Annotated in this window: 18 protein-coding genes; 8 read left to right on the top strand and 10 right to left on the bottom strand. The window is 50.9% G+C overall.

The genetic code is table 11. The annotated features are described in order from the left end of the window. Window positions 1-1,206 precede the first annotated feature (1,206 nt). From B9Z40_RS16350 to B9Z40_RS16360, 3 genes are all read left to right on the top strand, one after another. Window positions 1,207-2,505 (top strand): M20/M25/M40 family metallo-hydrolase, encoded by a 1,299-nt coding sequence (locus tag B9Z40_RS16350; RefSeq protein WP_100174427.1) that lies wholly within the window; start codon window positions 1,207-1,209, stop codon window positions 2,503-2,505. A gap of 399 nt (window positions 2,506-2,904) precedes the next feature. Beyond that, on the top strand, window positions 2,905-4,242 hold the full coding sequence (locus tag B9Z40_RS16355) for an adenylate/guanylate cyclase domain-containing protein (protein ID WP_100174428.1): 1,338 nt from the start codon (window positions 2,905-2,907) through the stop codon (window positions 4,240-4,242). 160 nt (window positions 4,243-4,402) lie between these two features. After that, window positions 4,403-5,851, top strand: a complete 1,449-nt coding sequence (locus B9Z40_RS16360) for an adenylate/guanylate cyclase domain-containing protein (RefSeq protein ID WP_158238113.1) — start codon at window positions 4,403-4,405, stop codon at window positions 5,849-5,851. Window positions 5,852-5,969: 118 nt separating this feature from the next. Here the strand turns inward: B9Z40_RS16360 and B9Z40_RS16365 are convergent, their stop codons facing one another. The 6 genes from B9Z40_RS16365 to B9Z40_RS16395 form a co-directional block, all read right to left on the bottom strand. Then, window positions 5,970-7,514 carry a PP2C family protein-serine/threonine phosphatase gene (locus B9Z40_RS16365; protein ID WP_100174430.1) on the bottom strand — a complete coding sequence of 515 codons (1,545 nt, stop codon included), beginning with the start codon at window positions 7,512-7,514 and terminating at the stop codon, window positions 5,970-5,972. 30 nt (window positions 7,515-7,544) lie between these two features. Beyond that, window positions 7,545-8,402: an adenylate/guanylate cyclase domain-containing protein gene (locus B9Z40_RS16370; protein WP_143474001.1), complete on the bottom strand. Its 858-nt coding sequence runs from the start codon at window positions 8,400-8,402 to the stop codon at window positions 7,545-7,547. Window positions 8,403-8,587: 185 nt separating this feature from the next. Further along, window positions 8,588-8,959, bottom strand: coding sequence for a DUF1987 domain-containing protein (locus B9Z40_RS16375; protein ID WP_158238114.1), 372 nt, complete (start codon window positions 8,957-8,959; stop codon window positions 8,588-8,590). Window positions 8,960-8,970: 11 nt separating this feature from the next. Further along, on the bottom strand, window positions 8,971-9,492 hold the full coding sequence (locus B9Z40_RS16380; RefSeq protein ID WP_100174433.1) for a SiaB family protein kinase: 522 nt from the start codon (window positions 9,490-9,492) through the stop codon (window positions 8,971-8,973). A 338-nt stretch (window positions 9,493-9,830) separates the two neighbouring features. Further along, window positions 9,831-10,610 carry an SUMF1/EgtB/PvdO family nonheme iron enzyme gene (locus tag B9Z40_RS16385; RefSeq protein WP_100174434.1) on the bottom strand — a complete coding sequence of 260 codons (780 nt, stop codon included), beginning with the start codon at window positions 10,608-10,610 and terminating at the stop codon, window positions 9,831-9,833. 704 nt (window positions 10,611-11,314) lie between these two features. Next, window positions 11,315-12,736, bottom strand: coding sequence for an MFS transporter (locus B9Z40_RS16395; RefSeq protein WP_100174436.1), 1,422 nt, complete (start codon window positions 12,734-12,736; stop codon window positions 11,315-11,317). Between the two features lie 257 nt (window positions 12,737-12,993). On the opposite strand from B9Z40_RS16395, the gene B9Z40_RS16400 reads away from it, so the two are divergent. The 3 genes from B9Z40_RS16400 to B9Z40_RS16410 all read left to right on the top strand — a co-directional run bounded on the left by B9Z40_RS16400 (window position 12,994) and on the right by B9Z40_RS16410 (window position 14,727). Then, window positions 12,994-13,353, top strand: a complete 360-nt coding sequence (locus tag B9Z40_RS16400) for a phosphate-starvation-inducible protein PsiE (protein WP_100174437.1) — start codon at window positions 12,994-12,996, stop codon at window positions 13,351-13,353. Window positions 13,354-13,450: 97 nt separating this feature from the next. Next, window positions 13,451-13,903: a CBS domain-containing protein gene (locus tag B9Z40_RS16405; protein ID WP_100174438.1), complete on the top strand. Its 453-nt coding sequence runs from the start codon at window positions 13,451-13,453 to the stop codon at window positions 13,901-13,903. Window positions 13,904-14,118: 215 nt separating this feature from the next. Continuing rightward, the gene (locus tag B9Z40_RS16410; RefSeq protein ID WP_100174439.1) at window positions 14,119-14,727 is read left to right on the top strand and encodes a histidine phosphatase family protein; all 609 of its coding nucleotides are present in this window, start codon (window positions 14,119-14,121) and stop codon (window positions 14,725-14,727) included. 98 nt (window positions 14,728-14,825) lie between these two features. On the opposite strand, the gene B9Z40_RS16415 is transcribed toward B9Z40_RS16410, so the two are convergent. The 4 genes from B9Z40_RS16415 to B9Z40_RS16430 form a co-directional block, all read right to left on the bottom strand. Then, the gene (locus B9Z40_RS16415) at window positions 14,826-16,487 is read right to left on the bottom strand and encodes an FAD-dependent oxidoreductase (RefSeq protein WP_100174440.1); all 1,662 of its coding nucleotides are present in this window, start codon (window positions 16,485-16,487) and stop codon (window positions 14,826-14,828) included. 8 nt (window positions 16,488-16,495) lie between these two features. Continuing rightward, window positions 16,496-17,485 carry a tripartite tricarboxylate transporter substrate binding protein gene (locus tag B9Z40_RS16420; protein WP_100174441.1) on the bottom strand — a complete coding sequence of 330 codons (990 nt, stop codon included), beginning with the start codon at window positions 17,483-17,485 and terminating at the stop codon, window positions 16,496-16,498. 75 nt (window positions 17,486-17,560) lie between these two features. Next, window positions 17,561-17,851, bottom strand: coding sequence for a hypothetical protein (locus B9Z40_RS16425; protein WP_100174442.1), 291 nt, complete (start codon window positions 17,849-17,851; stop codon window positions 17,561-17,563). A 44-nt stretch (window positions 17,852-17,895) separates the two neighbouring features. Beyond that, window positions 17,896-19,065: a patatin-like phospholipase family protein gene (locus B9Z40_RS16430; RefSeq protein ID WP_100174443.1), complete on the bottom strand. Its 1,170-nt coding sequence runs from the start codon at window positions 19,063-19,065 to the stop codon at window positions 17,896-17,898. A gap of 184 nt (window positions 19,066-19,249) precedes the next feature. On the opposite strand from B9Z40_RS16430, the gene B9Z40_RS16435 reads away from it, so the two are divergent. Together B9Z40_RS16435 and B9Z40_RS16440 are read left to right on the top strand one after the other, a co-directional pair. After that, window positions 19,250-19,633 carry a response regulator gene (locus tag B9Z40_RS16435; RefSeq protein WP_100174444.1) on the top strand — a complete coding sequence of 128 codons (384 nt, stop codon included), beginning with the start codon at window positions 19,250-19,252 and terminating at the stop codon, window positions 19,631-19,633. A gap of 88 nt (window positions 19,634-19,721) precedes the next feature. Continuing rightward, window positions 19,722-22,058 (top strand): methyl-accepting chemotaxis protein, encoded by a 2,337-nt coding sequence (locus B9Z40_RS16440; RefSeq protein WP_158238115.1) that lies wholly within the window; start codon window positions 19,722-19,724, stop codon window positions 22,056-22,058. Window positions 22,059-22,094 lie beyond the last annotated feature (36 nt).

The following is a 22,094-nucleotide window of genomic DNA, read 5'->3' on the forward strand; positions in this document are numbered from 1 at the left end:
GGGTTTCTGAGAGGGCGTATGCCCTCTCATGCGCCTCGAAATTGATCAAATTCTGCGCGAATGCCGCCAGCACCTCTGTGGGCTAAGAAAATGCCTGCGCAGATGCGTTTCCACACAGCCTCGGCCGTTAGCAGACAACGAGCCCACTTGGTCAGATGACTGCTCCCGCTGCATTGCAGTCATTCTAAAATCCGAATTCATGCGTTTCTGGCCGATTTGAACAAAAGGGTCGTTCGTCTTTGATCGTTTGCAAAGTCGAGGATCGTGCGAGGTTCAACTTCATAACTTCATATACTTTAGCGATGGCTATGAAGCTGGTCAGATAAAAGGTTGTGACTTGAAAAATTTGCAGCGTAAAAATAAATGATGCTTGCTATCAGGTGAGCAGAAACTAGACGCTATTCTTTGACGTCAGACTCAGTGGAAGAGGGCGCTCAATGGTCCCCATCAAAACTTTATATACATTGTTCAGCGCGAAACAAAACTACATACACTTTGCCGGTTTGCTGCGTAAAAATCTATATACATCGAGCCTTTTCGAGCGATAACTCCATATACATGGAGCCATCGCTGGGCCACAATGGATGTTCTGCAGGTGCTTAAAAAACTAGCACCGTAAAAAGAAATGACACTGGTTTACAGCTGGCGTCACAGAAGTGAAATTTTAATATCACTTTATAATTACATGAGTATACTACAAGTATACTACTTTGACCCTGTTGAAAACGGCTAAGTTGTTGTTTTTAAACAGGAAAAAGGTGAAATGTTGGCGTTTTCACACTGCAGGGGTCGCAAGTTCGAAACTTGCATCGCCCACCAAAAAATTCCCAATGAAATCAAGCACTTAGATGAAAGTCTAGGTGCTTTTTCTTTGGTTCAAAGTAGTATGGTCCAGGTTTACTGCTTCTCATAGATTTTTCGATGTCTTTTCATGGATTTCGGAACAGTCAAACAACCCCATTTCAATCTGTTGTCAGTGACGCCAGCATGGTGTATGTGCAGCATTGATATTTGCCTCTGCGCAGACGCAGATAGCGCTGTGCTCAGCTTGAAAAAAACGCTACGTTTGTTTTGAAGTTAGCCCTGCTACTTGGCATTTCCCCAAACTTCATACACATGGTGCACATCTAACAAAAAAATTCCATTTACACCCGTCGTTAAATGTTACAAACTGATGTCCTCTGAATCCACCGCGGCCTATTTGACATGAACTTCAAGTTTCAATCCACTCGAACTTTTGCTCTTTTGCATTTCGTATTGGTTAGCGCGATGACTCTGAGCACCCCCACTTGGGCCGCGCCCGATGCGATCGTCTTGCGGCAAGTGCAAAGCCATAAGCAACCACTGCTGGATACGCTGCGCGATTTGGTGTCTATTGAATCGGGCAGCGGCGACCGCGAAGGTTTAGACAAAATTTCTCAATTGATTCACGACCGACTCCGTGCTTTAGGTGGTCAGGTTGAATTCATTGAAGCGCCTACCAATGCCTACCGCATGCATGACACCCCTGGCCAGATCGGCCGGATGGTCAAAGCCACGTTCACCGGAACCGGCACAAAAAAGATTTTGCTGATAGCGCACATGGACACCGTGTACCTCAAGGGTATGAGCGCCAAGCAGCCATTTCGAATTGAGGGCAACAAAGCCTATGGCCTGGGAATCGGTGATGACAAGGCTGGCATTGCGGTGATCTTGCACACACTGGCCACACTGCAGGCTCTGCAATTCAAGGAGTACGGACAATTGACGGTGTTGATCAACGGCGATGAAGAAATCAGTTCACCCGGCTCTCGACACATGCTCACAAAGCTTGGGGCTGAGCACGACTTAACCATGTCCCACGAAGGCTCCCCGGTCAATTCAGACCAACTCTCGCTGGCCACCGCAGGTATTGCCGCTGTCAACCTGAAAGTTACAGGAAAAGCCTCTCATGCGGGCAGCGCACCAGAACGGGGCCTGAACGCCATTTACGAGTTGTCGCATCAAATCTTACAAACTCGTAATTTTTCTGACCCCAGTAAGGGCGTCAAAATGAACTGGACCATGGTCTCCGGCGGTACCAACCGCAACGTTATACCGGCCCAGGCGCAAGCCGCCGCCGATGTTCGCGTGGAACGCATTGCAGACTACGCGGGCCTAGAGTCGCGTATCAATCAGACGATCCAGAATCAACTCATTCCTGGCACCCAAGTGGCCATGACCTTTGAGCAACGCAGGCCCCCGCTTGAGTTCAATCCGGCACAAGTTGTGGTGGGTAAGCATGCGCAAAAAATTTACAGCGAAATCGGGCGAACTGTCAAAGTGCTCGATAGCGTTGCCGGCGGCGGCACAGATGCAGCCTTTGCCGCACTGGAAACCAAAAATCCGGTGCTAGAACGTTTTGGCCTTCTTAGTTTTGGAGCTCACTCCAATGACGATGAATACATCTTGATCGACTCGATTGAACCCAGACTCTATCTGGCTTCGCGGTTGATCATGGATTTTTCTCGCGGCCTCGTTCGCTGAAGCTCCATACGACTTTTAAGCAGCTTGTTTTGAATAGGCAAACTGGCCGACCGGCCACCCTCAGCCCACTCTGCATGGTCACCTCACCGCATAGTGCGTGGTCCACGGCTAAATTTGTCTAAGGCACCCACAAATCACGCCGACGGCCATGGACGGCGTTTGCTCTGCAGTTAACCCACGTTCATCTCACTGGGTCGTGTCGCGGGGTGTAAGCGGACAAACAACTGCGCGACTCAATCCAACGTGATCATTGGCCTCCGTATGAAGATGAGTTGGGTGGAGCTTCTTCATAATCCGGGGCGATTCATAAGCCACCATTGCGAGCTAATACCTATAGAAAGTTTGTATTGGCCATGGAGAATACGATCTAGATCCTGTTAATTCGATGGAGACAACTGAATGGCTGCTATCAAGACTCCAGAAATCCAATATGCCCAGTCTGGAGAAGTGAGCATCGCTTTTCAGGTTTTTGGATACGGTTCTCAAGATTTGGTTTACGTACCGGGGATCATTTCTCATTTGGAACTCTATTGGGAAGATGCCACTATGGCCAATTGGTTGACGCAGTTGGGTCAACACTTCAGGGTCATCATCTTGGACAAGCGCGGTCAAGGCATGTCTGATCGAATCGAAAGCAGTGCAACGCTTGAAGACAGAATTGACGATGTGAATGCCGTGATGCAGGCAGCCAATTCAAAATCCGCCACCTTGTTAGGCCTTTCAGAAGGGGGGCCCTTGTGTTTGTTTTTTGCGGCCACCTACCCAGATAAGGTAGACAGGCTGATGCTTTTCGGCTCCATGGCCCGCTTTTATGGGGCGGAAGATTACCCTTACTCTGTGACTTACGAGGCCATGTCCGAAAGGTTAATCCCTCGATTTGGTAAAGGCGCCTTTGCGTTCATGCTCGGCCCCAAAGACGAAGTTCCTCAAGAGGAAATTGATCGAATAGCGCGTACCGAAAGAATGTCTTGCTCGCCAAGTGCGTTCAAAAAAATATTGGACGCCAACCGATTGATCGATGCCAGGCCGATCCTCGCGAATGTGACGCAGCCAACACTCATCATGCACCGCAGAGGCGACTCGGCTGTCAATTTCAAGGGCAGTCGCTTCATGGCGGAAAGAATTCCAAACTGCACTTACCTTGAGTTCCCGACCAAGTCCCACCTTCCCAATTTGGATGACACCCACAATTTGGTCAACGCGATGGTTCAATTTGTGAATTCAACGCAAGTCGGAGAATCAAAACCTTACAAAGAAAAACGACTCTCCACCGCCTTGTTCACCGACATTGTTCAGTCCACCGATAAACTCCTGAGCATGGGGGACCATGCTTGGCGAAAAATGTTGGATGCGCATGATTTGATAGCCCAACAAAAAGTAGCAGAGTTCCGTGGTCGCATTGTCAAAAACACAGGGGACGGGATTCTTGCCGTGTTTGATGGCCCGGTGAAAGCATTGCAATGCGCGCAAGCCTTGATTTCTGCGTTACAGGAAATTGACCTCCCGATCCGCGCTGGGCTTCATGTTGGCGAAGTCGTCAACCGAGGGGAGGACATCACGGGCATCGCAGTCAACATCGCTGCTCGAGTCATGGACAAAGCCAAATCGGGACAAACAGTTCTGACCAAAACCTTGAAAGATTTGACGGGAGGGAGCGACATTGAATTCAAATCTTTAGGCAACTTTGCGTTGAAAGGCTTGCCTGAAGAATTCGAATTATTCACTCCGGTTAATTAGCCTATTCCCGCCGACCGAGAATTGACCAGTTTGTGTGGGTAGAACCGGTCGAGGTGTGATCAGACCCTTCGTTGGCCATTCGCTTGTAAACTGAAATCGGCGCTCCTGACCAAATCGTCAGCGGCATTAACAACATACATCTTGAGATATGAAGATGCTTATGAAATCAACGGATGTTGTGCCAAGCATGGGGCAGGATTCAACGCCTGAAGTCTTGGGATTTTCATTGAACATTGCCATTGAAACCTTGTCTGAAATTGCTCGGCTAGGCAAATCTTTTTTGCACGAACTAGGCGTTGAATCATTCAATCCAATCTTGTTTTATCCCTATCAATACAGATTGAATTTTTTTCAAGAAATCTATGACCGTCTGGGTTGGCCTGGGCTGTTCATGCTTGGGGCGAAAATACCAGAGCATGTTTCACAAGTTTTTGTGAATAAGGGTACGCCGTCCACTTATCTAAAAGTCGTACAACCGTATTGTGAAGAACTCAAGGAACTGATCGACTTACAAGACTTGCCAAGAACTCGTCTGGCCTTAGAAAAGATGGTGGTCTTGCACAATCAAGAACTCTCGTTGGATGCTCAGCGAGGCTTGAGAGGCAAAGATGCTATTTCGGTGTGGTCTCACATGGAAGAGCCAGCAGAGGGTGGTGAAATTGCGCGGTTTATCTTAACCAACATTTCTTTGTCGCCATTGAATTTTGAAGCCGCCCTCAGGGCGAACTGCCTGTACTGCTTCAGAATGATATTTCCTGAAAGTGTTGATTTTATTTTTGAACACGCACCTGAATTTTCAAAAAGTATCGGACCTCATCATCAGTGCAGCTTTCGTTTGATTTTTAAACCCATGGCGCACAATACGACACATGCCAATTTGTGGTTGATGCACTTGGAAAGTGTTCAAAAGCAACTTTATAAAAACGCACTCAATTTCGCCTTTGACCAAGAAAAATTGGTCAAAGACAAGGTGAAAAAAATTGAAGAGCTCATGCTTAATGTGTTGCCACGAAAAATAGCTGCCCGATTAGAGTCTGGGGAAAAAACCATTTCAGACAGTTGTCCAAATGCCACCATCCTCTTCAGCGATATCGTGGGTTTCACCGCCATGTCATTCACCAAAACGGCGGAAGAACTGGTTTATTTGTTGAATGACTTATTTTCCAAGTTCGATCAACGTTCTTTGGCTTTGGGGCTGGAGAAGATTAAGACAATTGGCGATGCCTATATGGTGGCGGGCGGTTTGGAGATTGACAGCCCAGAGGAGGCTGTGAAGGTGATCGACATGGCCTTGGGTATGTTTGAAGATTTGGCTGAATTTAACAAACTGCATCAGATGAACCTCGGCATGCGAATTGGTATCAATTCAGGACCCGTGGTTGCAGGTGTGATTGGTCACAGCAAGTTCTCTTATGACCTTTGGGGAAACACAGTCAATACGGCTAGCCGAATGGAGTCCACTTCAGTTCCTGGAAAAATTCAAATATCACCAAGTACTTATCAGCAGGTCAAAAATCGATTTGAAATTCAAGAACGGGAGTTGATTGAATGCAAAGGTTTAGGGCAGATCATGACCTATTTTGTTGAAGGACCTTTGGTGCGGAACTGATCTGAGGTCAGCACTTATCCCATCGGTATTTTTTCGAAGAGTAAAAATACCGGTCATTGATTTTCAAAAAATTATCAAACTTTGTGGGAAATCGCTTTTCTCTTTTGGCGAAAGCCACTCAAAGGTCAATGCAAACCAGCGTCACGTCGTCTCGGCGTTCGTGAGTGCCACGCCAATCATCCATGGCAACCATCAGACTTTCCAAAACCTCATTGACCGATTTCTCTTGGGTCGATTCAAAAATGGCATTGGTTCGACCATAACCAAATGAGCGCAATCTTTCGCCGCCCCCCACTTGATCGGTCAGACCATCGGTGGTGATGAGCAAGCGGTCTCCAACTGAATAATCGATGTGACGAATCGCCATTGGAAGGTCTGCGCTGGGCTTGGCTGAAATGCCATTTCGGGGCGACTCAATCCAATCGAGTTTCTTTTGGGCATTTCGGTAGTGCATGACATCGATACCTGCCAGTCCCAGTCGCAATTGATGTGTTTGAGGCACCTGCTGGATCAAAACCAAATCGCAGCCGTTGGCCACGTCGCTGTTTTTGTCAAAACTGCCAAAGGACTGAGCCAAGGCCTGACCTATGCCAGAGGCTGCAGCCTCCAAAGTGCAAAACGGATCTTCTGCAAACAATCGGGTCAAGGTGTTGCTCACCAACATGGCGGTCATGGCCCCTGGCACACCGTGTCCAGTGCAATCAATCACGGCCAGTGTCACAGGTCCTGGCGAATCTTCTGCAGACAACCACCATGTGTCGCCCCCAATGGTGTCCTTGGGCTCCCAAAGAACGGCAAAGTCTTTGAATCCGTGCTTTGGGCTCACTTTGGGCAATTGATTGAGCTGAACGGCAGCGGCATAACGAATGGATTCCATGGTTTTGTCATGGACTCGTTTGAGAGCCTGCTCTTGTTTGAAAGTTTGGTCCAAAGCGGCTTTCAAAAGGGCTTCACGGCATTCCAGACGGTCCTTCAATGTGCAGAATGCCCGATTTTGATCAGCGGCCATTGGCATGATCACCAAGTCAAAGAAATATTCCGAATGAGAAACCAACTCGTGCGTCAGTTCTTTGTTGAGCGTTAATTGAAAATCCCAACCTTCAGGTAAATTCAAACGCAAGTTGTACTGAACGGTGCCGCGCGACCAGAGCGAATAGGTCTTGGGCAATTTGGCATTGAGTTGAATGAGGTAATGGAGGGGCAAACCCGATGGATGTCGGCGTAAAAACTGCCCGACAGGGTAATCGGCTTGCAAAGTTGAAGCCACCAAAATCTTGGTCACTTCCTCACAATACGCATTCAGTAATTCTTGAAAATAGCGGTCCAGCTCAACAGGGTTGGAATGAAGCCGCTCATCGAACTTGAACTCGGGCTCGTTGAGTCGAAGCCGCAATGGCGTGCGGGCCAACTCTTCGAGCGAATAAAACTGTTTGGGCGATTCCAATCCAACCCACGTCAATCCAGCATCGCCAAACCTCTCGTGAACGGCTTGGAACAAATCGACTCGCAGCTGATTGGGGTAAAAAAGCGTTCGATCTATCGAGTCGATGTTGTGTTTGGCCAAAACCGACTGACCCAGGTGGTTGAACTCTTTCAGAGTTTCAACCGCTGCCGCAAAGAAGGCCCCAGAAACGATGATGGGAGAGTCCGCTAAATTGATCATGGCTTTCTTCCTAGAGGGGGGATGGACTTCTCACGAAATTTGGTTGGCCACAGCGTGCAGTTGTTCTGCCAACTGCTTGCGTTCAGATGGTGTCAATGTGGACACATCAAGATCAATGTTGACGCCAGCTTGATGGTTCAAGGCCACGGATTTAGGCGCCTGCACTTGCTTGGGCCCCAAGACCGCGAAGGTCTTCACATCACGGGCAATGCCCTTCATTTTGACGGGCTGGCGCTCTTCAACTTCCACCAAATCTTGGACGTAGCAATACGTCTCATAGCTCATCAAAATGCCGCCTGGATCTGAATGGGACTCCAAGCGTTGGGTCAAATTAACCTCGCCGCCGATGATGGTGTAGCTGAGGCGTTGGTCGCTGCCAAAGTTACCGACATTGCAGTAACCCGTGTTGATGCCAATCCGAATCACAAAGGGATTTTCAAAACCCTTGTTTTTCCATCTGACAGCCAGTTCTTTCATTCGAGCTTGCATGGCCATGGCCATCAAAACACAGGCTTGCGCGTCTTCTTGGTGGCCTTTGCTTTCGGGGTCGCCAAAAAAGACCATCATCGCATCGCCAATGTATTTATCAATGGTGGCGCCGTGGGCCATCGCAATCTCGGTCATTTCCGAGAAGTACTCGTTCAAATACTCGGTCAAGGCTTCGGGTTGGAGCAGATCTGACGTGGCCGTGAAGTCGCGAATATCACTGAAAAAAACCGTGAGTTTTTTTCTTTGTGTCGCCACCTTGGATTGATAGGTGCCCGACAACAAAGCCGACATGATTTGAGGGGGTAAATACTTGGCCAATTGCTGAGAGAGCAATTCTTGTGTCTGCCTTTTGAGTTCCAGCTCTTGTGTTTGGGCCTTCAAATTCTGGTTCAATTTCACCAGCCGCTGCTCTTGCCGGTCAGAATGCCTCAGCAAATTTTGATTTTCGTTGAACAAGCTCACAAAACCCTCAAACAGCCTTTGGGCGAAAGGTTTGAGTGTTGCCAAGTCCTGGGACTCAAGCAGGGTTGATCCCTCTGAAATCAGAGCCTTTTCTCGGTCGTATAAATCAAAAGAATCTTTATTCAAGTGGACAGCGTCTTGATGGTTAAATTGGGAAAGCGGTCGATGAAATCCTCACCCAGTTCTTGCATGATGTCATCGTCCGCATCGGCCAACCACTGAATGGAAACATTCTGCCCCTTTTTTCGATATTCATCGAAGCCTTCAAAGATTCTGAATATCGCTTTGATGCTGGAACTGTTGATGTAGATGAGTTGGATTTCAACGTCCAATTCACCTGCTGGAGATTCGACCAAAAAATTGACAGCCTGGATGACTTGACCATAAAAGGCTGAGACGTCCTCAGGGTAGGATTCACCTTTGATGTGCAACTTGGCAGGTTGCAAAGTCAAGACAATCTCTGGGGTGCGGTCGGTTGCGGCAATGTTCAGCAACATTTTTTTCCTTAAATGGTCGCGGCCAAAATGAAGTCAACGGTGTCTTGGTCGACGTCTACAAATGCGTAACTGATCGGTTGGCTGGATCGTCTGGCAATTTCCAGTAGACCCAAACCGGCACCAGGCCCTTCATGCTCGCTTGAGTTGGACATGCCTTCTCGATAAAGTTGGCGAATCGTTTCTTTGTCGGCGTTGACGATTTGGCTGAGTCGCTCTCTCAATTCAAGGGTGTCTTTTTGCGCGATCCGGTTACCGCACATGATGGTGACTTGACCCTCGTTTTGGGTAATCAAAATCATGCCCGATGTGTCTGAATCGTCCCCACCATGCCAAATCAAATTTTGCACACCCTCCATAAACACCGAAAAAATCGTTTTGGAGCGTTTGGGATCATCTTGGGCCAACATGCGACTTTTGAGCAAATCGGCCAATGTCAACATCAGATCATCAGATATGGCGCCGTTGTAGGCCATGATGACCTTGTGATTTCTGAGCTGGTTGCGTAAACCAATCGCCTGATTGAGATCCATGCTGGTGCCCCTTTGGGAAAACAGATGCTAGAAATATTTAATCCGATTCTAGTTGCAAACTCCAGTGCACTTAACAAACGTTCAAAATCTGATCGTGCTTTTGAATATATTAAAGTTCATTAGTAAAATTTAAATAAAATTTTTTAATTAAATTGCCAGCACGAAATTTATTATGAGGTGATTGGATGTCACCAATGTATCTTAAGCATCCATTTTCCTTCCGTTTCCCAGAGACGCGCGATTTCCAATTAGGCTGCATTGCTGTTACCGAATTGCCGAATTGCCGAATGGATGATGTGCCGTGTTGCAGACGCTATCCGAGATTCGGGGGGCGCCTATTACCTTGCGCATCTGAACCCAATGTTGTGGTGCCCCGCAGCAGGGGCGCGTGATAGCGTACGTCCGCGCTCTGTCGTGCGTAACGCTTCCGCGCTCGAATCGTGACCTCCCCCACGAGTTGCACGCACGGGTCCCGGTGCGATGTCCTCGCGCCCATCATCGTCACGGTAAGGGTAAGGGCGGTACGCGCTCGAAACCCAATGCCAGGCATTCCCTGACATGCCAACCAAGCCGTAGGGGCTTGGTTGAGCCGCGTGTGCGGTCACCGCCACGGTGTCGTTCCAGCCGCTTGCGAAGCGCGCAAGCGCTGCCGTAGGCATGGCATCTCCCCATGGGTAGAGGCGGGCATCGGTGCCGCGCGCGGCCTTTTCCCATTCGGCCTCTGTCGGTAGTCGCTTACCAAGAGACTTGCAATAGGCCAGCGCACCTGCCCAACTGGCTTCAACGACAGGATGGTTTTCAAAACCTTTGTCTGCACGCCAAACACCCTGTAGGCGATGTATGCGTGCATCGTTATCGTCCCAGTCGAAATAGCGGCGCCCGTTCCTATCTGTTGTGCCGTGGTGCTCGAGAAAAATCGCAAACTCGGCATTCGTGACCTGCAGTCGATCAATCTCAAAGGCCGCAAGCACCACTGTGTGTTCTGGGCGCTCGTCATCAGGACCAGTGTTGCTTCCCATCGTGAAGGGGCCTGCCGGGATACGGATCAAGTCCTGTGCTTGGGCCACTACGTTTGCCACTGCCAGAGCCAGTAAAAGGAAGATTTTTATTCGAAACATCAAAGAATGTTATCCCTGCAAGAGATTTTCATTTAATTTTAAAAGTTCCAGAATTTGTTGATAATCAGATTAGATCAACCAAAGGCTTGTCACATGAATGCAGTCAGCGGAACTTGTTTTGGGCTTTTATTCCTCGCTTTGTCTTCTGGCGTGCAAGCTCAAAACAATCCTAAATCCAATGGGTCCCCATCTATAACAGTGGATACAAGTTGCATCGTTGCCGATTTGAAGGCCATTGCCCTAGAAACTCATGACGTTCACGAAAGGGGCCTGAGGGCCAAAGGCTGGTTGCAAAAATTTGGCCCCAATTGTTCACCATTCCAAATTGGCTTGATCAGTGCCAATCGAAACACATGGTTAGGCCATGCCGATTCGCCCAATTTTGTGGCCATGATTGATCGCATCAACGAGTTGAGGCACATCAACATGACCAATGCCCAAAGTCCCAACAAACCCTCTGGCGCTGATGACTCTTCTGCATCCCAAGTCAGTGCAGTTGCGAAGGCCAGGCCCCCAACCGTAGCGCAAAACAGCCAGCCTCCCGCAATGGTCCAACCCCTCGTTGTTCAACCGATGTCTCAACCCAATTCGGCACCTGTTGCTGGTGCCCAAGTCCAGCTGGCGCCTAAACCCAAGCCATAAGCTGTACGAGATTAGTCTGCTCGCTTTGGACAGTGCGTTCAACTGATTCAGTGTTGATACTGCTATTCCTGTCTGCCAACCGAAGTGGCCGGCCCAACCACGGACCCGCTTGATTTTCGTTTAAGGCCAAATGCCATCAACAGCATCACGAGCATGGTCAACGTCAGGGCCAGATAAGCATGGCCAAACCCGGTCAACTCGCCGCCCTCAAAGTCAGCAATGGCGCTGATGAAGGTGACAGCCAGCAGGGTCCCCACGGCATTGAAAATATTGATCAGCCCCTGGGCTGTGCCGCGTTGGGCTGGCGGCGCTTCATCAATCGCAATGGTGCGCAGCGCGCCGCTGACCACCACACCCAAGCCAATACCGACCAAGACAGAGGCCACCACGAACGCTGTAAAGCCGGTCTCTGGCATTGCGCTTTGCAGGTAGCCCAGCGTCAACAGTCCGAAACCAAAGATCACCATGTTCCGGGCACCCAGACGGTTGAGCAGCCGCCCCGCCGCCATGGAACCCACCATGGAGCAAATCACCAAAGGCAGCAGTGCCAGCCCCGCGTACTCGACGCTGACCCCATAAGCCAATGTGGCGATGGTGGTCAAAAAGACAATGCCACCCATGGAGAAACCCACGCCCAGTGTCAGCACATAGGCAATGGCCAGTTGCCGGTTTGCAAACAGGTCAATGGGAATCAGCGCTTGTGCTTGTCGTTTCTCAATGACCACCAAAGCGGCCAACAGCACGCCACTGACAGCCAAAAACCAAGGCCACAGCATCAACCCGGTAGCCGAGTCAGGCAGGCGCGAAATACCCATCACCAAAAACAGCAGGAACAACAAAGTCACGGTGATACCTGCCAGGTCAATGGGCCCAGGTGCCGCGTCGCTGCGATGGCGTGGCAAATAACGGGCACCCAACCTCAGCACGACCAGAGCGACGGGTAGGTTCACCAGGAACAGCCATCGCCAGCCCAGCGTGGAGGTGAGCACGGTGGCCAATGGCGGCCCGAGCACAAAAGCCATGCCATGGGTGGCGCCAATCAGCCCCAAAATACGGCCGCGTCGTTCGGCTGTGAACACATCACCAATCACGGCACTGGCCACCGGTGCAATGCCCCCTGCGCCGAGGCCTTGTATGGCCCTGCCGACCAGCAGCAGGTCAAAGCTTGGCGCAGCGGCAATGCACAAAGAGCCTAGGGCGAAAAGCGCCACACTGGCCAGATACACCGGACGGCGGCCATGACGATCACTGAAGTAAGCCATCAGCGCAGTGCTGCACATCGAACTCAGGGAAAAAACTGTTGTGAGCAGTCCAGCGGTACGGTTGTCGATGCCAAAGGCCTCACGCAATGCGGGCAGGACCGGCCCCACGATGGCTGAATCGAGCGCTGCCATGAAAACACCCACAAACAGCACCTGCACCAGGCGGCGTTGAACTGCATCAGCAGCAGGCAAAGGAGGGGAAAGTTGGGTCTGCTGGCTCATCAAAGTGACTGAATTATGCGGATTTTTTTCGCTGTTTGCGCAATGACATCAAGCTTGGATTCGCAGCCCACTTACTCATCAAGCGATGTCAGAGCGCTGATGTGCCCCATGGACTGTGGTGAGAAAACACAGCAACATTATTGATGGAAATGATGTCTATCGCGCCATTTGCCACCCAATATGAGAAGTATCTCTATTGGCCTTTTTGCTGAAATACGCCTAATATGGTGTTCCATCGGATAAGGCAGGAGAGTTCAATGTCGATAAAGCGCATTATTGATGTGACTGAAAAGTGTTTTTTGGTCACCATTGCACTTTTTACAGTCGGTGCCATGGTTCAAGAAGTCATGGTGCTGATCGAGCAGCGCAGCGTTGCGCTGAAAGATTTACTGTTGATGTTCATTTATGCGGAAGTTTTGGGCATGCTGGGCGCGTTTTACAGCAGTCATCGAATTCCAATCACCATTCCTTTGATCATTGCCATGACGGCACTCAGCCGCTTGATCATTCTTCAAGGCAAGGACGGAGACCCCTCCATACTTTTATATGAGAGTGGCTCGATTTTGCTGATCGCAGTGGCCTGTTGGGTCATTAGCCATTTGCAGGACCGCGATTGATATTGGGGCTTTGAATGAGTTTGGCAAACCCTGCGCAAATTCCAGTCGTATGTAGAATTAATACCAGTAGTTAAAGATTTTCTCATCAGGAGTTGATATGACCAGCGTCAAAACATGCCTCGCGCAAAAGCCCCAACCCGTTGTTGTGATCAGCATCAAGCCCGATGAAAAAGTGGTTGATGCCTTGCAACTCATGCGCGATAACCGAGTGCGGGCGATCTTGGTGATCAAGGACGACAAGTTGATGGGCATCCTCACGCAGGGCGACTGCGCCATCAAGGTGCTGTTGCCCGGTCTTGATGCCAAGCAAGTCCTGGTTCAGGAGGTCATGACGGTCAACCCGATCTCGGTCAAGCTGGATGATCCCATTGAGGCATGCACAGGCTTGATGGCTTCTCGTAACTTCCGCCATCTGCCCGTTGTGGAGGCGGGACGTGTTGTTGGCGTGATTTCGATTGGTGACGTGGTTAAGGACAGCATTCGCCAAATGGGTCAGCAAATTGGCTTTTTAGAGACCTACATCAAGGGCCACAGCGCCGAGCTTTCCTGACGGCCTTACCGCTCATCGGCATTCTTTGGTGATGCTGTCTTGAGCTTGCTTTAACTTCGGCGAATCTATTTCTGGTGGACATTGCCTATCCACAGATGTCTGCTGTGCGATCTGTTGTCGGATTGAGGCTGGCCAGTCCGAATCGGCTGATTGGGTCGAATGCACGTTGAGGACCACATCGAAAAAGATTCATAGAAATCATAATAAATAGACCGATGCAAATGAGAGGATTATTATTTTTTGCGCTTTTTTCTTTGATGTGGACATCTTCTGGTGCGCAAGACCAAGGTTTGATTGATAAATTGCAAAAAGGTGGTTTGAATATTTTTATCAGGCATGCGATCACGCCTGGTCAGGACCCCATCAAAGTCAATCCGCCCACCGATCGGCCCTTTGACTGTTCTGTTGGCTCGCGACAGCTCAGTAAGGAAGGACGGGAGCAAAGTAAACGAATCGCTCGGCGAATCAAAGAGCTCCATATTCCCATTGGAGATGTTTATTCAAGTACCTTTTGTCGGTGCGAAGAAACCGCCAAGTTGGCTTTCGATCAATACACATTGACCAAATGGTTGATAGTTCGTCCTGGCGTGTTCAACCCAGAGTTAGACAGTGCTTTGAAATCGGTTCCCACCCAAGGTCTTCTCAATAAAACGCCTTCTAGGAAAAATAATGTCTACGTTGGCCACGGCGTGACTTTGACCCAAGGTGTATTGAGCAACGATTTTGGACTTTCGGAATCCAAAATTTTCTTAGAAGAAGGGGAGGCCGTCCTTTTTGAACCGGGCGACAGGCCTAGGATGCTTGGCAAAATCAAGCTCTATTGAAACAATGAACCGCTGAGTTGTCTTTTGAGGAGGCGGCACATGGCGTTGATTTGAATTTCGCCCTTGCATGCCGCCACACCCTTCTGACTCAGAAGATCTCAGTGCACAGCCAATGCGCACCCACGCAGCATGGCCAAAAATTCTGACAGTGACCCAGGAAGACTGTCCCCTCGCCAAACAACATGTTGATCGGTCCTGCATAAAACCAACTTGTGTTTGTAAGCAGCAGGGATGTCTGATTGATCGACAAGATCAATGAGTGTCAATGGCATTTCTTGCGCTTGTGCGGCATCTAGGAAATGGTGAACATCGACGCTGGCATCTAACCGCAGCAAGCTGTAGCCTTTGCCCAGCAAGTCATAAAGAGATCTTCCATTGGACAACCAAAAATGCGGCGCACGGCAGCCTGGAAGGGTGGAGGGCGTGAATGACCCCATCGAGTACTCGGGTGCCGGCTCCGCTTCGTGCGCAATGATTGGAGAGCCTTCGTAAAAATAACCAAAGTTGAGGCCTTCGCAGCAAAACTGCTGAACGTTCAAATCGTAGGCTTCGGTGCCAATCAAAGTGCGTGCATCGTCGCCCGCTGAGTCCAAGGCTTCAATGTTTTGGGGCACGGCGCGTCTGGCCTTGATCATTTTTTGCGCATGGTTCATGACGAAATGCGAGACTTGTTCCGTGATGGGGTGGCGTTCTGCTTCGTAGGCGTCCAAAATGGACGGGTCTGCCCAGCCCTTTAAGGCCGCATCCAGCAACCAAGCCAGGTTGGTGGCATCCGCCAGGCCAGCATTCATGCCATACCCGGCATAGGGCACCCACAGGTGCGCCGCATCACCAGCCAGAAAGACGCGCTTTTCTCTGAAACGGTTGGACAGCAAACGCCTGCCCACCCAATCTTCTTTGGTGATGGTGTCGTATTTGAAATCGGCATCGACCCCCAAAATATGCCGAATCGACTGATCTCGATCGACCGAATCAAATTCGGGTTCGTCCGGGTGCAGGTGGTTGTGCACCAACCAATTCTCACGACCATCGATAGCGAACACCGTGCCACATCGACGGGTGTTGACCGAGTAATAGCACCAAGCAAGTTTGCCGGGCAATAAATTGGCCAGCTCGGGTGCTCGGATGTAAGTGGATTGGACACGTTGAATCATCTCGGTGCCTTCTAATTTGGCACCGATTTTTTTGCGCACAAATGAGCTGCCACCATCGCATCCAGCCAAGTATTTAACGCGCACCGTTTGGCTTGCTTGTGTGTCTAAATTCAGCAAGGTCGCCGTCACGCCGTCTTCGTCTTGCACGATGTCCGTGACTTGGGTTCTGTTGAGCAGCCTGACCCCTTCGTGAGACACAGCGTGCTTTAAAAGCAGTGGCTCCAAGTAGATTTGATTGATGCGGTGGGGCGGTTCTGGGGTGGCCCATCCGGTGTCAGGACCTTGCTTTTCGGTATAGCGATCCTTTCGACTTGGAATGGGAATTCGGGTCAATTCCATGCCGGTCATGCTGGTCCGAAAAACCACATCGTTCGGAAAGTCCTCGGGCAGTCCGGCGGCACGCAGTGTTGCCGCAACGCCCAGCCTTCTGAAGTGTTCCATGCTGCGGGCCGAGACATGGTTGCATTTCACATTGGGGGGGTGCCCAAACTCACGGATTTCGGCAAGCCACACTTTGACGCCTCTTTGTGCCAAGTCGGTGGCCAAAGTGAGTCCGACGGGCCCTGCGCCCACCACCAATACATCGCTGTCAAATTCTGAGGTCATGGCAGGGCTCAATTCAGTTTGATGTTCGCTTGTTTGATCACTTTGGCCCACTTCTGCGTTTCGCTTTTGATATAGGCGTCCAGTCCTTCAATGCTGGTGGCGATGGGCTCCATGCCGTTTTGTCTCATTTGTGATTTGATTTGTTCGTCGTTCAAGGCCGCCGTGAATTCGGCGTTGAGTCGCTGAACGATTTGAGGAGATGTGCCTGCCGGTGCCACCAAACCAAACCAGCCTGTTGAGTCATAGCCTGTGAGGCCACTTTCTGACAGTGTGGGCACTTCGGGTAAGTTGCTCAACCGTTTGGGGCTCGTAACGGCAAAGGCTTTGAGCTTGCCCGCTTTGATGTGCGGCAGGGCGGCCGCCAAGTCGGTGATGGAGAGTTGGATTTGCCCAGACAGCGTGTCCATGGCCGCAGGGCCAGAACCTCGGTAGGGCACTTCAATCAACTTGATGTCGGCCATTTGTGTGAAAAGGGCGGTGGACAAATGCATGGCGGTGCCATTGCCCCCATGGCCAATCGACACTTTGCCCGGTTGAGACCTGGCCAAAGCAATGACCTGCTGAATGTTCTCGGCTGGCACGGAAGGATGGCCAACCAGCACAAATGGGATGGAGGCCAACATGGTGATGGGCGCAAAATCTTTGGCCACTTCAAATGGCATTTGGGGATAAAGGCTGGAATTGGCTGTCAATCCACCCGCTGCACCCACACCCAGCACATAACCATCGGGCGCTGCCTTGGCCACCACACTTAAACCGATGTTGCCGCCAGCGCCAGGTCGGTTGTCAATAACCAAAGGCTGACCTAATTTTTCATTGAGGCGAGTGGACAATATTCGAATGATCGCGTCTGAGCTACCGCCGGGCGGAAAAGTGACGACCATTTTGATCGGCCGGCTGGGGTAATCGGGCGTCTGCCCAAAGCTTGTCATGGCCAGCAAACTGGCAAAGCAAAAAATCGAAAGCCAACGCAAAAATGACACGGAATGACGGCTCATAAGAACTCCTAGATTGGAGTTAATATAGACGCGCCCTTCTTCGCATTCAATAGGGTTTAAACCTAAACGGTCCTGTCAAATCTTGTTGCGCGACAGCGTGCAGTTTTTGTATCTGCGGTAAAAATCCAAAGCATGGGCCAGTCCAGCGAGGCTCAGACAAACAAACACGTCGACACCCAATTCCGGTGGCGCTGCAAATCGAAGAGCGAGCATCAACAGCCAACCAGGCAGAAGCCCCGCGCTGATGTCGGCAAAACTCAAGCCGTTTTTTGTTTGGGTGCTTCTAAAGCTCAAGAAGAGCCACTCGCACACCGTGAAAAGCAAAATGGCGTCGACCCAGATGATTGGAATGCTGTTGAGGTTCAAAGCGACTCTCCCGTGTTCAAACGCTCTTGAGTTTAGCTTTGACCTTACCAGCCAAAAAACTGGTGAATGTCATCACGCTGGGCCTGAGCATCGGCTTCGCCCAAGGCAATCAGTTCGCGGGTGTAAACGGCTTCAAACAACAGGTAGCTCACGAGGGCATTGCCTTGGCCTTGAAGCGTGCTGAGGCTGGCCCCCATGGTTCGCAACAGGCTTTTGACCGTGTTGGGCAATGCCTCTGCGTGCCTTGCTGCGATCACATCCAAGCGTTGAGAGGGTGCGATCAGGAGCAATTGCACCGGACGCAGGTGTGTGGACTCGCGTTTGTCCTCCGGTATCAACGCCAATGTTTGGTTGATGCGCTGCATGCGTTCGACGTCCACCGCCAAAGAGTCCAGAAAAATGCTGGACAAGGCATGGCCTGCAATATGGGCCAAAGAAGGGTAGCTGAGTTCGCCAGTGTCTTTTTTGGGCGGCTCCAGCATACGTCCTGCGCCCACCACCAATATTTTGCTGGCACCCAAATGGATGGCAGGCGAAATCGGGGCCGTTTGGCGCATGGAGCCGTCGCCAAAAAAAGCACAACCCTGAGGCCCTTTGAGGCGCATGGCTGGAAAAATAAAAGGAATGGCCGAGCTGGCAAGCAGGTGATCGTGCGACAGAGGGCCTTGCTGGGCCAGCCGCTGATTGCGAATCCAAGGCGTGACGGTATGCCTGCTGTCGTAGAAAGTGACGTGCTCCCCAGTGCTGTAGTTGGAAGCCGTGATGGCCAGTGCACGCAAATGCCCTTGTTCCAACAGGTCAGGCAATCGCTGCAGGTCTATCCTGTCGGCCAGCAATTGACTCAAAGGGTCGTTGTTCAAAAGTGATTTTGGACGAAAGCGCTTTTGTGTGATCAGCCAACCCAATGAGAGCAAAGAAATCCAGCGTGCGCCGGAACGGATCATGCCCAGGACGTCGGAGCGATAAACCTGCTCGACCTGGAAATTTCGCCAAACATCGACCAATTCGTCCATGGCCGCGTCAAATCGGTCGGCATTGCTGGCCAAAAATGCGGCATTGATGGCACCAGCCGATGTGCCAGAAATTACCGGAAAAGGGTTCCCTTGAGCGGCGCCAGCTTCGCGTCGCATGCGGCCAATGGCCGACAACACGCCGACTTGGTAGGCTGCACGGGCGCCACCGCCAGAGAGAATGAGACCGGTTGTTTGAGACATGGAGGAGATCGTAGGGGTGTTTTGGCCATCTGAAAATGGTAAAAACACTTGGTATGTGGCCGTTCTAGGTGCTTGGCCAAATAAATGCCGTTTTTATAGATTTATGTTCACCATCAGTTGTTAAAATCAGTTTTAGCTTGTAATGCGACAAATTTCTGAATTTACAAATCTCTAACCCCTATTTATGACCACCATTTTGCTCGTTGAGGATGAGGTCTTGTTGCGCGAAGGCGTTCAAGAAACGTTGGAGATGTTTGGTTACACGGTCATCGGTGCTGGCGACGGTCTGGAGGCACTGGAATGGTTAGAGCAAACGCCCATTTCTTTGATCATCACAGACTTGGTCATGCCCAAAATGAATGGCGTGGCCTTCATTGAGCAAGTTCGCATCAAATACCCGAGATTGCCCATCATTGTGGCCTCCGGTAGCACCGAGTCAGTGACCAGTCGGCTTGGCATCGACACGATTCACGTTCCAGGCGCGACGGCTTGCATCACCAAGCCGTTCAAGAGTCAGGACCTTATGGACTTGGTAGCCCAGGTCATCACGGACGATGTTGCGCAGTGAACGGCACCTGAATCTGGCAATTTTCGCCAAAACCCAATACCAATCGTCGTCATTGAAGAATATGACGATTTGAATGAAGGAATTCATCATGGCCTTGTCCGTTGAAACTTTGAAAATACGAACCAAGTTGACACTGTTGGTCCTGCCCTTGTTGGTCACCCTGGGTGTTTTATCGGTTGACAAGGTCTTGGGTTATTGGAGTGAAAAAAACCAATATGAGTTGAGCGCTTCGGTGGTTACTGAGGTGGCCACCCTTGGGCAGTTGGTGCACGAGTTGCAGTCCGAGCGAGGCATGACTGCCGGATTTCTGGCCTCTGGCGGCAGCGAGGCCACTGCCAATGCGCTCAAAGGCCAGCGCGTTAAAACCGACGCCATGTTGGGGCAAGCCACACAGACGGTGACGTACTTGACCGCTTCCTCTTCAGCGGGTTCTTCAGCCAATGGACCGGAACAAGGTCTAGACGCCTTGCGTCAGGCACTGACACTCAAGCGCCAAGAAATTGACAACAAGGCCATGACGGGCGCATTGGCCATCCAGTGGTATTCAGGTCGCATCAGCACTTTGATCGACACCATTGACAAGGCAGTAGCCGATGCGCCCTCTGTCGATTTTGCTCAACGCATCCGTGCCTACAGTTTTTTGGTCAGTTACAAAGAATACGCCGGTCGTGAGCGGGCGGCCATCAACGGCACTTTGACGGCCAACAAACCCCTTGGTTCTGCGCCTTTGTCCCAGCTGATCGGCAATATCGCCCGCCAAGAAAATTTTGACAAGCTTTACCGTGAAACGGCCAGTGCACAAGATGTGCAATCGTTGACACAAGCGCTGGACAAGCCTGCGGTGAAAGAGGCTTTGTCCATGCGCAACGAGGTCTTGAAAAAGGCGGCTGACGGTGATTACGAAATCGCCCCGAGCGCCTGGTGGGCGGCCATTTCAGAGAAGATGAACATTCTCAAAGCACAAGACGACCAATTGACCAAGCAGCTCAGTGAGCACTCGCGCAAATTGTCTGAGCAAGCGGCTTTGAGCTTTTGGGTGGTCAGCGCTGTTTTGGTGGGTTTGACATTGTTGTTTTTGACCTTGACCTTTTGGATCACACGCAGCATTCAAAAGCCTTTGCAATCGTTGCAAAGCTCGATGAACCAAATCGCTGAAAACTTTGACCTGTCGCACCGCGTCAGTGTCCTGGGTTCTGACGAGATCGCGATGACGTCGGCCTCTTTCAACCGCATGATGCAAGTCATTGGCGATGCCTTGGTGGAAGTCAACAGCGTCATGGCCGCTGTGGCCGTAGGTGACTTCTCCAAGCCTGTGCAGGCCTCCCTCAAAGGCGACATGGACAAGCTCAAAACCTCGGTCAACACCAGCTTGGCCCAAGTTGAAACCACCATTGCCAGCTTGAATCAAGCCATGCAAGCTTTGTATTCGGGTAATTTCGCCTACACGGTGGAATCCAACGCTCAGGGTGAATATGGCAAAGCTTTGGACAGCGCCCAACGTGCGATGTCTTCGTTGAAACTCATGTTGGGTGATGTGGGTCAGGTCATGCAACAAGTGGCCAATGGTGACCTGAGCCACCGCGTCCATGCGGATGGCTTGGGGGATTTGTTGGATCTGCGCGAGAACGTCAATGCATCTTTGGATGCGCTGGTGAAGTCCATGCGCGAGATCAACATGAACACCCGTCAACTCGCGGCTGCTTCACGGGAAACGGCAGAGGCCATCAGCCAGATTGCCGACGGTGCTCAGAACCAAACGATGGCCATCAGTCAAGTGACTGTGGCTGTGCGGCAATCGAGTCTGGCGATCGGCGATGTCACCAAAAACACAGAAATGGCGTCCGACAAATCTCGCGAATCCGTGACACGGGTCCAAGCAAGCGTCGAAAAAATGGCTGCCATGGTCAACATGGTGACGGCCATTGCCAGCAACTCGGAAAAGATCAGCAAAATCACCGAAGTGATTGAAAAGATTGCGAATAAAACCAACCTCTTGTCATTGAATGCGGCCATCGAAGCTGCGCGTGCCGGAGAGCATGGCAAAGGCTTTGCGGTCGTTGCAGACGAAGTCGGCAAATTGGCGGTGAGCAGTGCTGCCAGCTCTCAAGAAATCGCGCTCCTGGTCAAGGCCGCATCCAGCGAAACAGCCAAGGCGGTGTCTGCAGTCAACGAAGTCAGCAACGACATGGTTCAAGTGGGTGAGATTTCTCAGACCACAGACAGCTTGTTGCAACGCATCTCTTCTTCATTGGAAGAGCAGTCCAGCGCCATTGATGAGATCAACTCCAACTTGTCGGGCCTTGACCGCATTGCGAACAGCAATGCGGCCGCTTCAGAAGAGATGACGGCCAGTGTCATGTCTTTGTCCAGCAGCGCCGATGCGACTCGGCGCGAAGTGGCGCGTTTCACATTAGAAGCCTCTTGAAGCCTTCGAGCTGCTCAGCCAATGGCTGAGCAGCTG

This window comes from Limnohabitans sp. 15K, assembly GCF_002778285.1.
In the GTDB taxonomy this organism is placed as follows: Bacteria; Pseudomonadota; Gammaproteobacteria; order Burkholderiales; family Burkholderiaceae_C; genus Limnohabitans_A.

Excerpts from the sequence above, each read along its gene's own strand:
- B9Z40_RS16350 (WP_100174427.1), top strand. The coding sequence starts at position 1,207 with ATGAACTTCAAGTTTCAATCCACTCGAACTTTTGCTCTTTTGCATTTC.
- B9Z40_RS16355 (WP_100174428.1), top strand. The coding sequence starts at position 2,905 with ATGGCTGCTATCAAGACTCCAGAAATCCAATATGCCCAGTCTGGAGAA.
- B9Z40_RS16360 (WP_158238113.1), top strand. The coding sequence starts at position 4,403 with ATGAAATCAACGGATGTTGTGCCAAGCATGGGGCAGGATTCAACGCCT.
- B9Z40_RS16365 (WP_100174430.1), bottom strand. The coding sequence starts at position 7,514 with ATGATCAATTTAGCGGACTCTCCCATCATCGTTTCTGGGGCCTTCTTT.
- B9Z40_RS16380 (WP_100174433.1), bottom strand. The coding sequence starts at position 9,492 with ATGGATCTCAATCAGGCGATTGGTTTACGCAACCAGCTCAGAAATCAC.
- B9Z40_RS16385 (WP_100174434.1), bottom strand. The coding sequence starts at position 10,610 with ATGTTTCGAATAAAAATCTTCCTTTTACTGGCTCTGGCAGTGGCAAAC.
- B9Z40_RS16395 (WP_100174436.1), bottom strand. The coding sequence starts at position 12,736 with ATGAGCCAGCAGACCCAACTTTCCCCTCCTTTGCCTGCTGCTGATGCA.
- B9Z40_RS16400 (WP_100174437.1), top strand. The coding sequence starts at position 12,994 with ATGTCGATAAAGCGCATTATTGATGTGACTGAAAAGTGTTTTTTGGTC.
- B9Z40_RS16405 (WP_100174438.1), top strand. The coding sequence starts at position 13,451 with ATGACCAGCGTCAAAACATGCCTCGCGCAAAAGCCCCAACCCGTTGTT.
- B9Z40_RS16410 (WP_100174439.1), top strand. The coding sequence starts at position 14,119 with ATGCAAATGAGAGGATTATTATTTTTTGCGCTTTTTTCTTTGATGTGG.
- B9Z40_RS16415 (WP_100174440.1), bottom strand. The coding sequence starts at position 16,487 with ATGACCTCAGAATTTGACAGCGATGTATTGGTGGTGGGCGCAGGGCCC.
- B9Z40_RS16420 (WP_100174441.1), bottom strand. The coding sequence starts at position 17,485 with ATGAGCCGTCATTCCGTGTCATTTTTGCGTTGGCTTTCGATTTTTTGC.
- B9Z40_RS16430 (WP_100174443.1), bottom strand. The coding sequence starts at position 19,065 with ATGTCTCAAACAACCGGTCTCATTCTCTCTGGCGGTGGCGCCCGTGCA.
- B9Z40_RS16435 (WP_100174444.1), top strand. The coding sequence starts at position 19,250 with ATGACCACCATTTTGCTCGTTGAGGATGAGGTCTTGTTGCGCGAAGGC.
- B9Z40_RS16440 (WP_158238115.1), top strand. The coding sequence starts at position 19,722 with ATGGCCTTGTCCGTTGAAACTTTGAAAATACGAACCAAGTTGACACTG.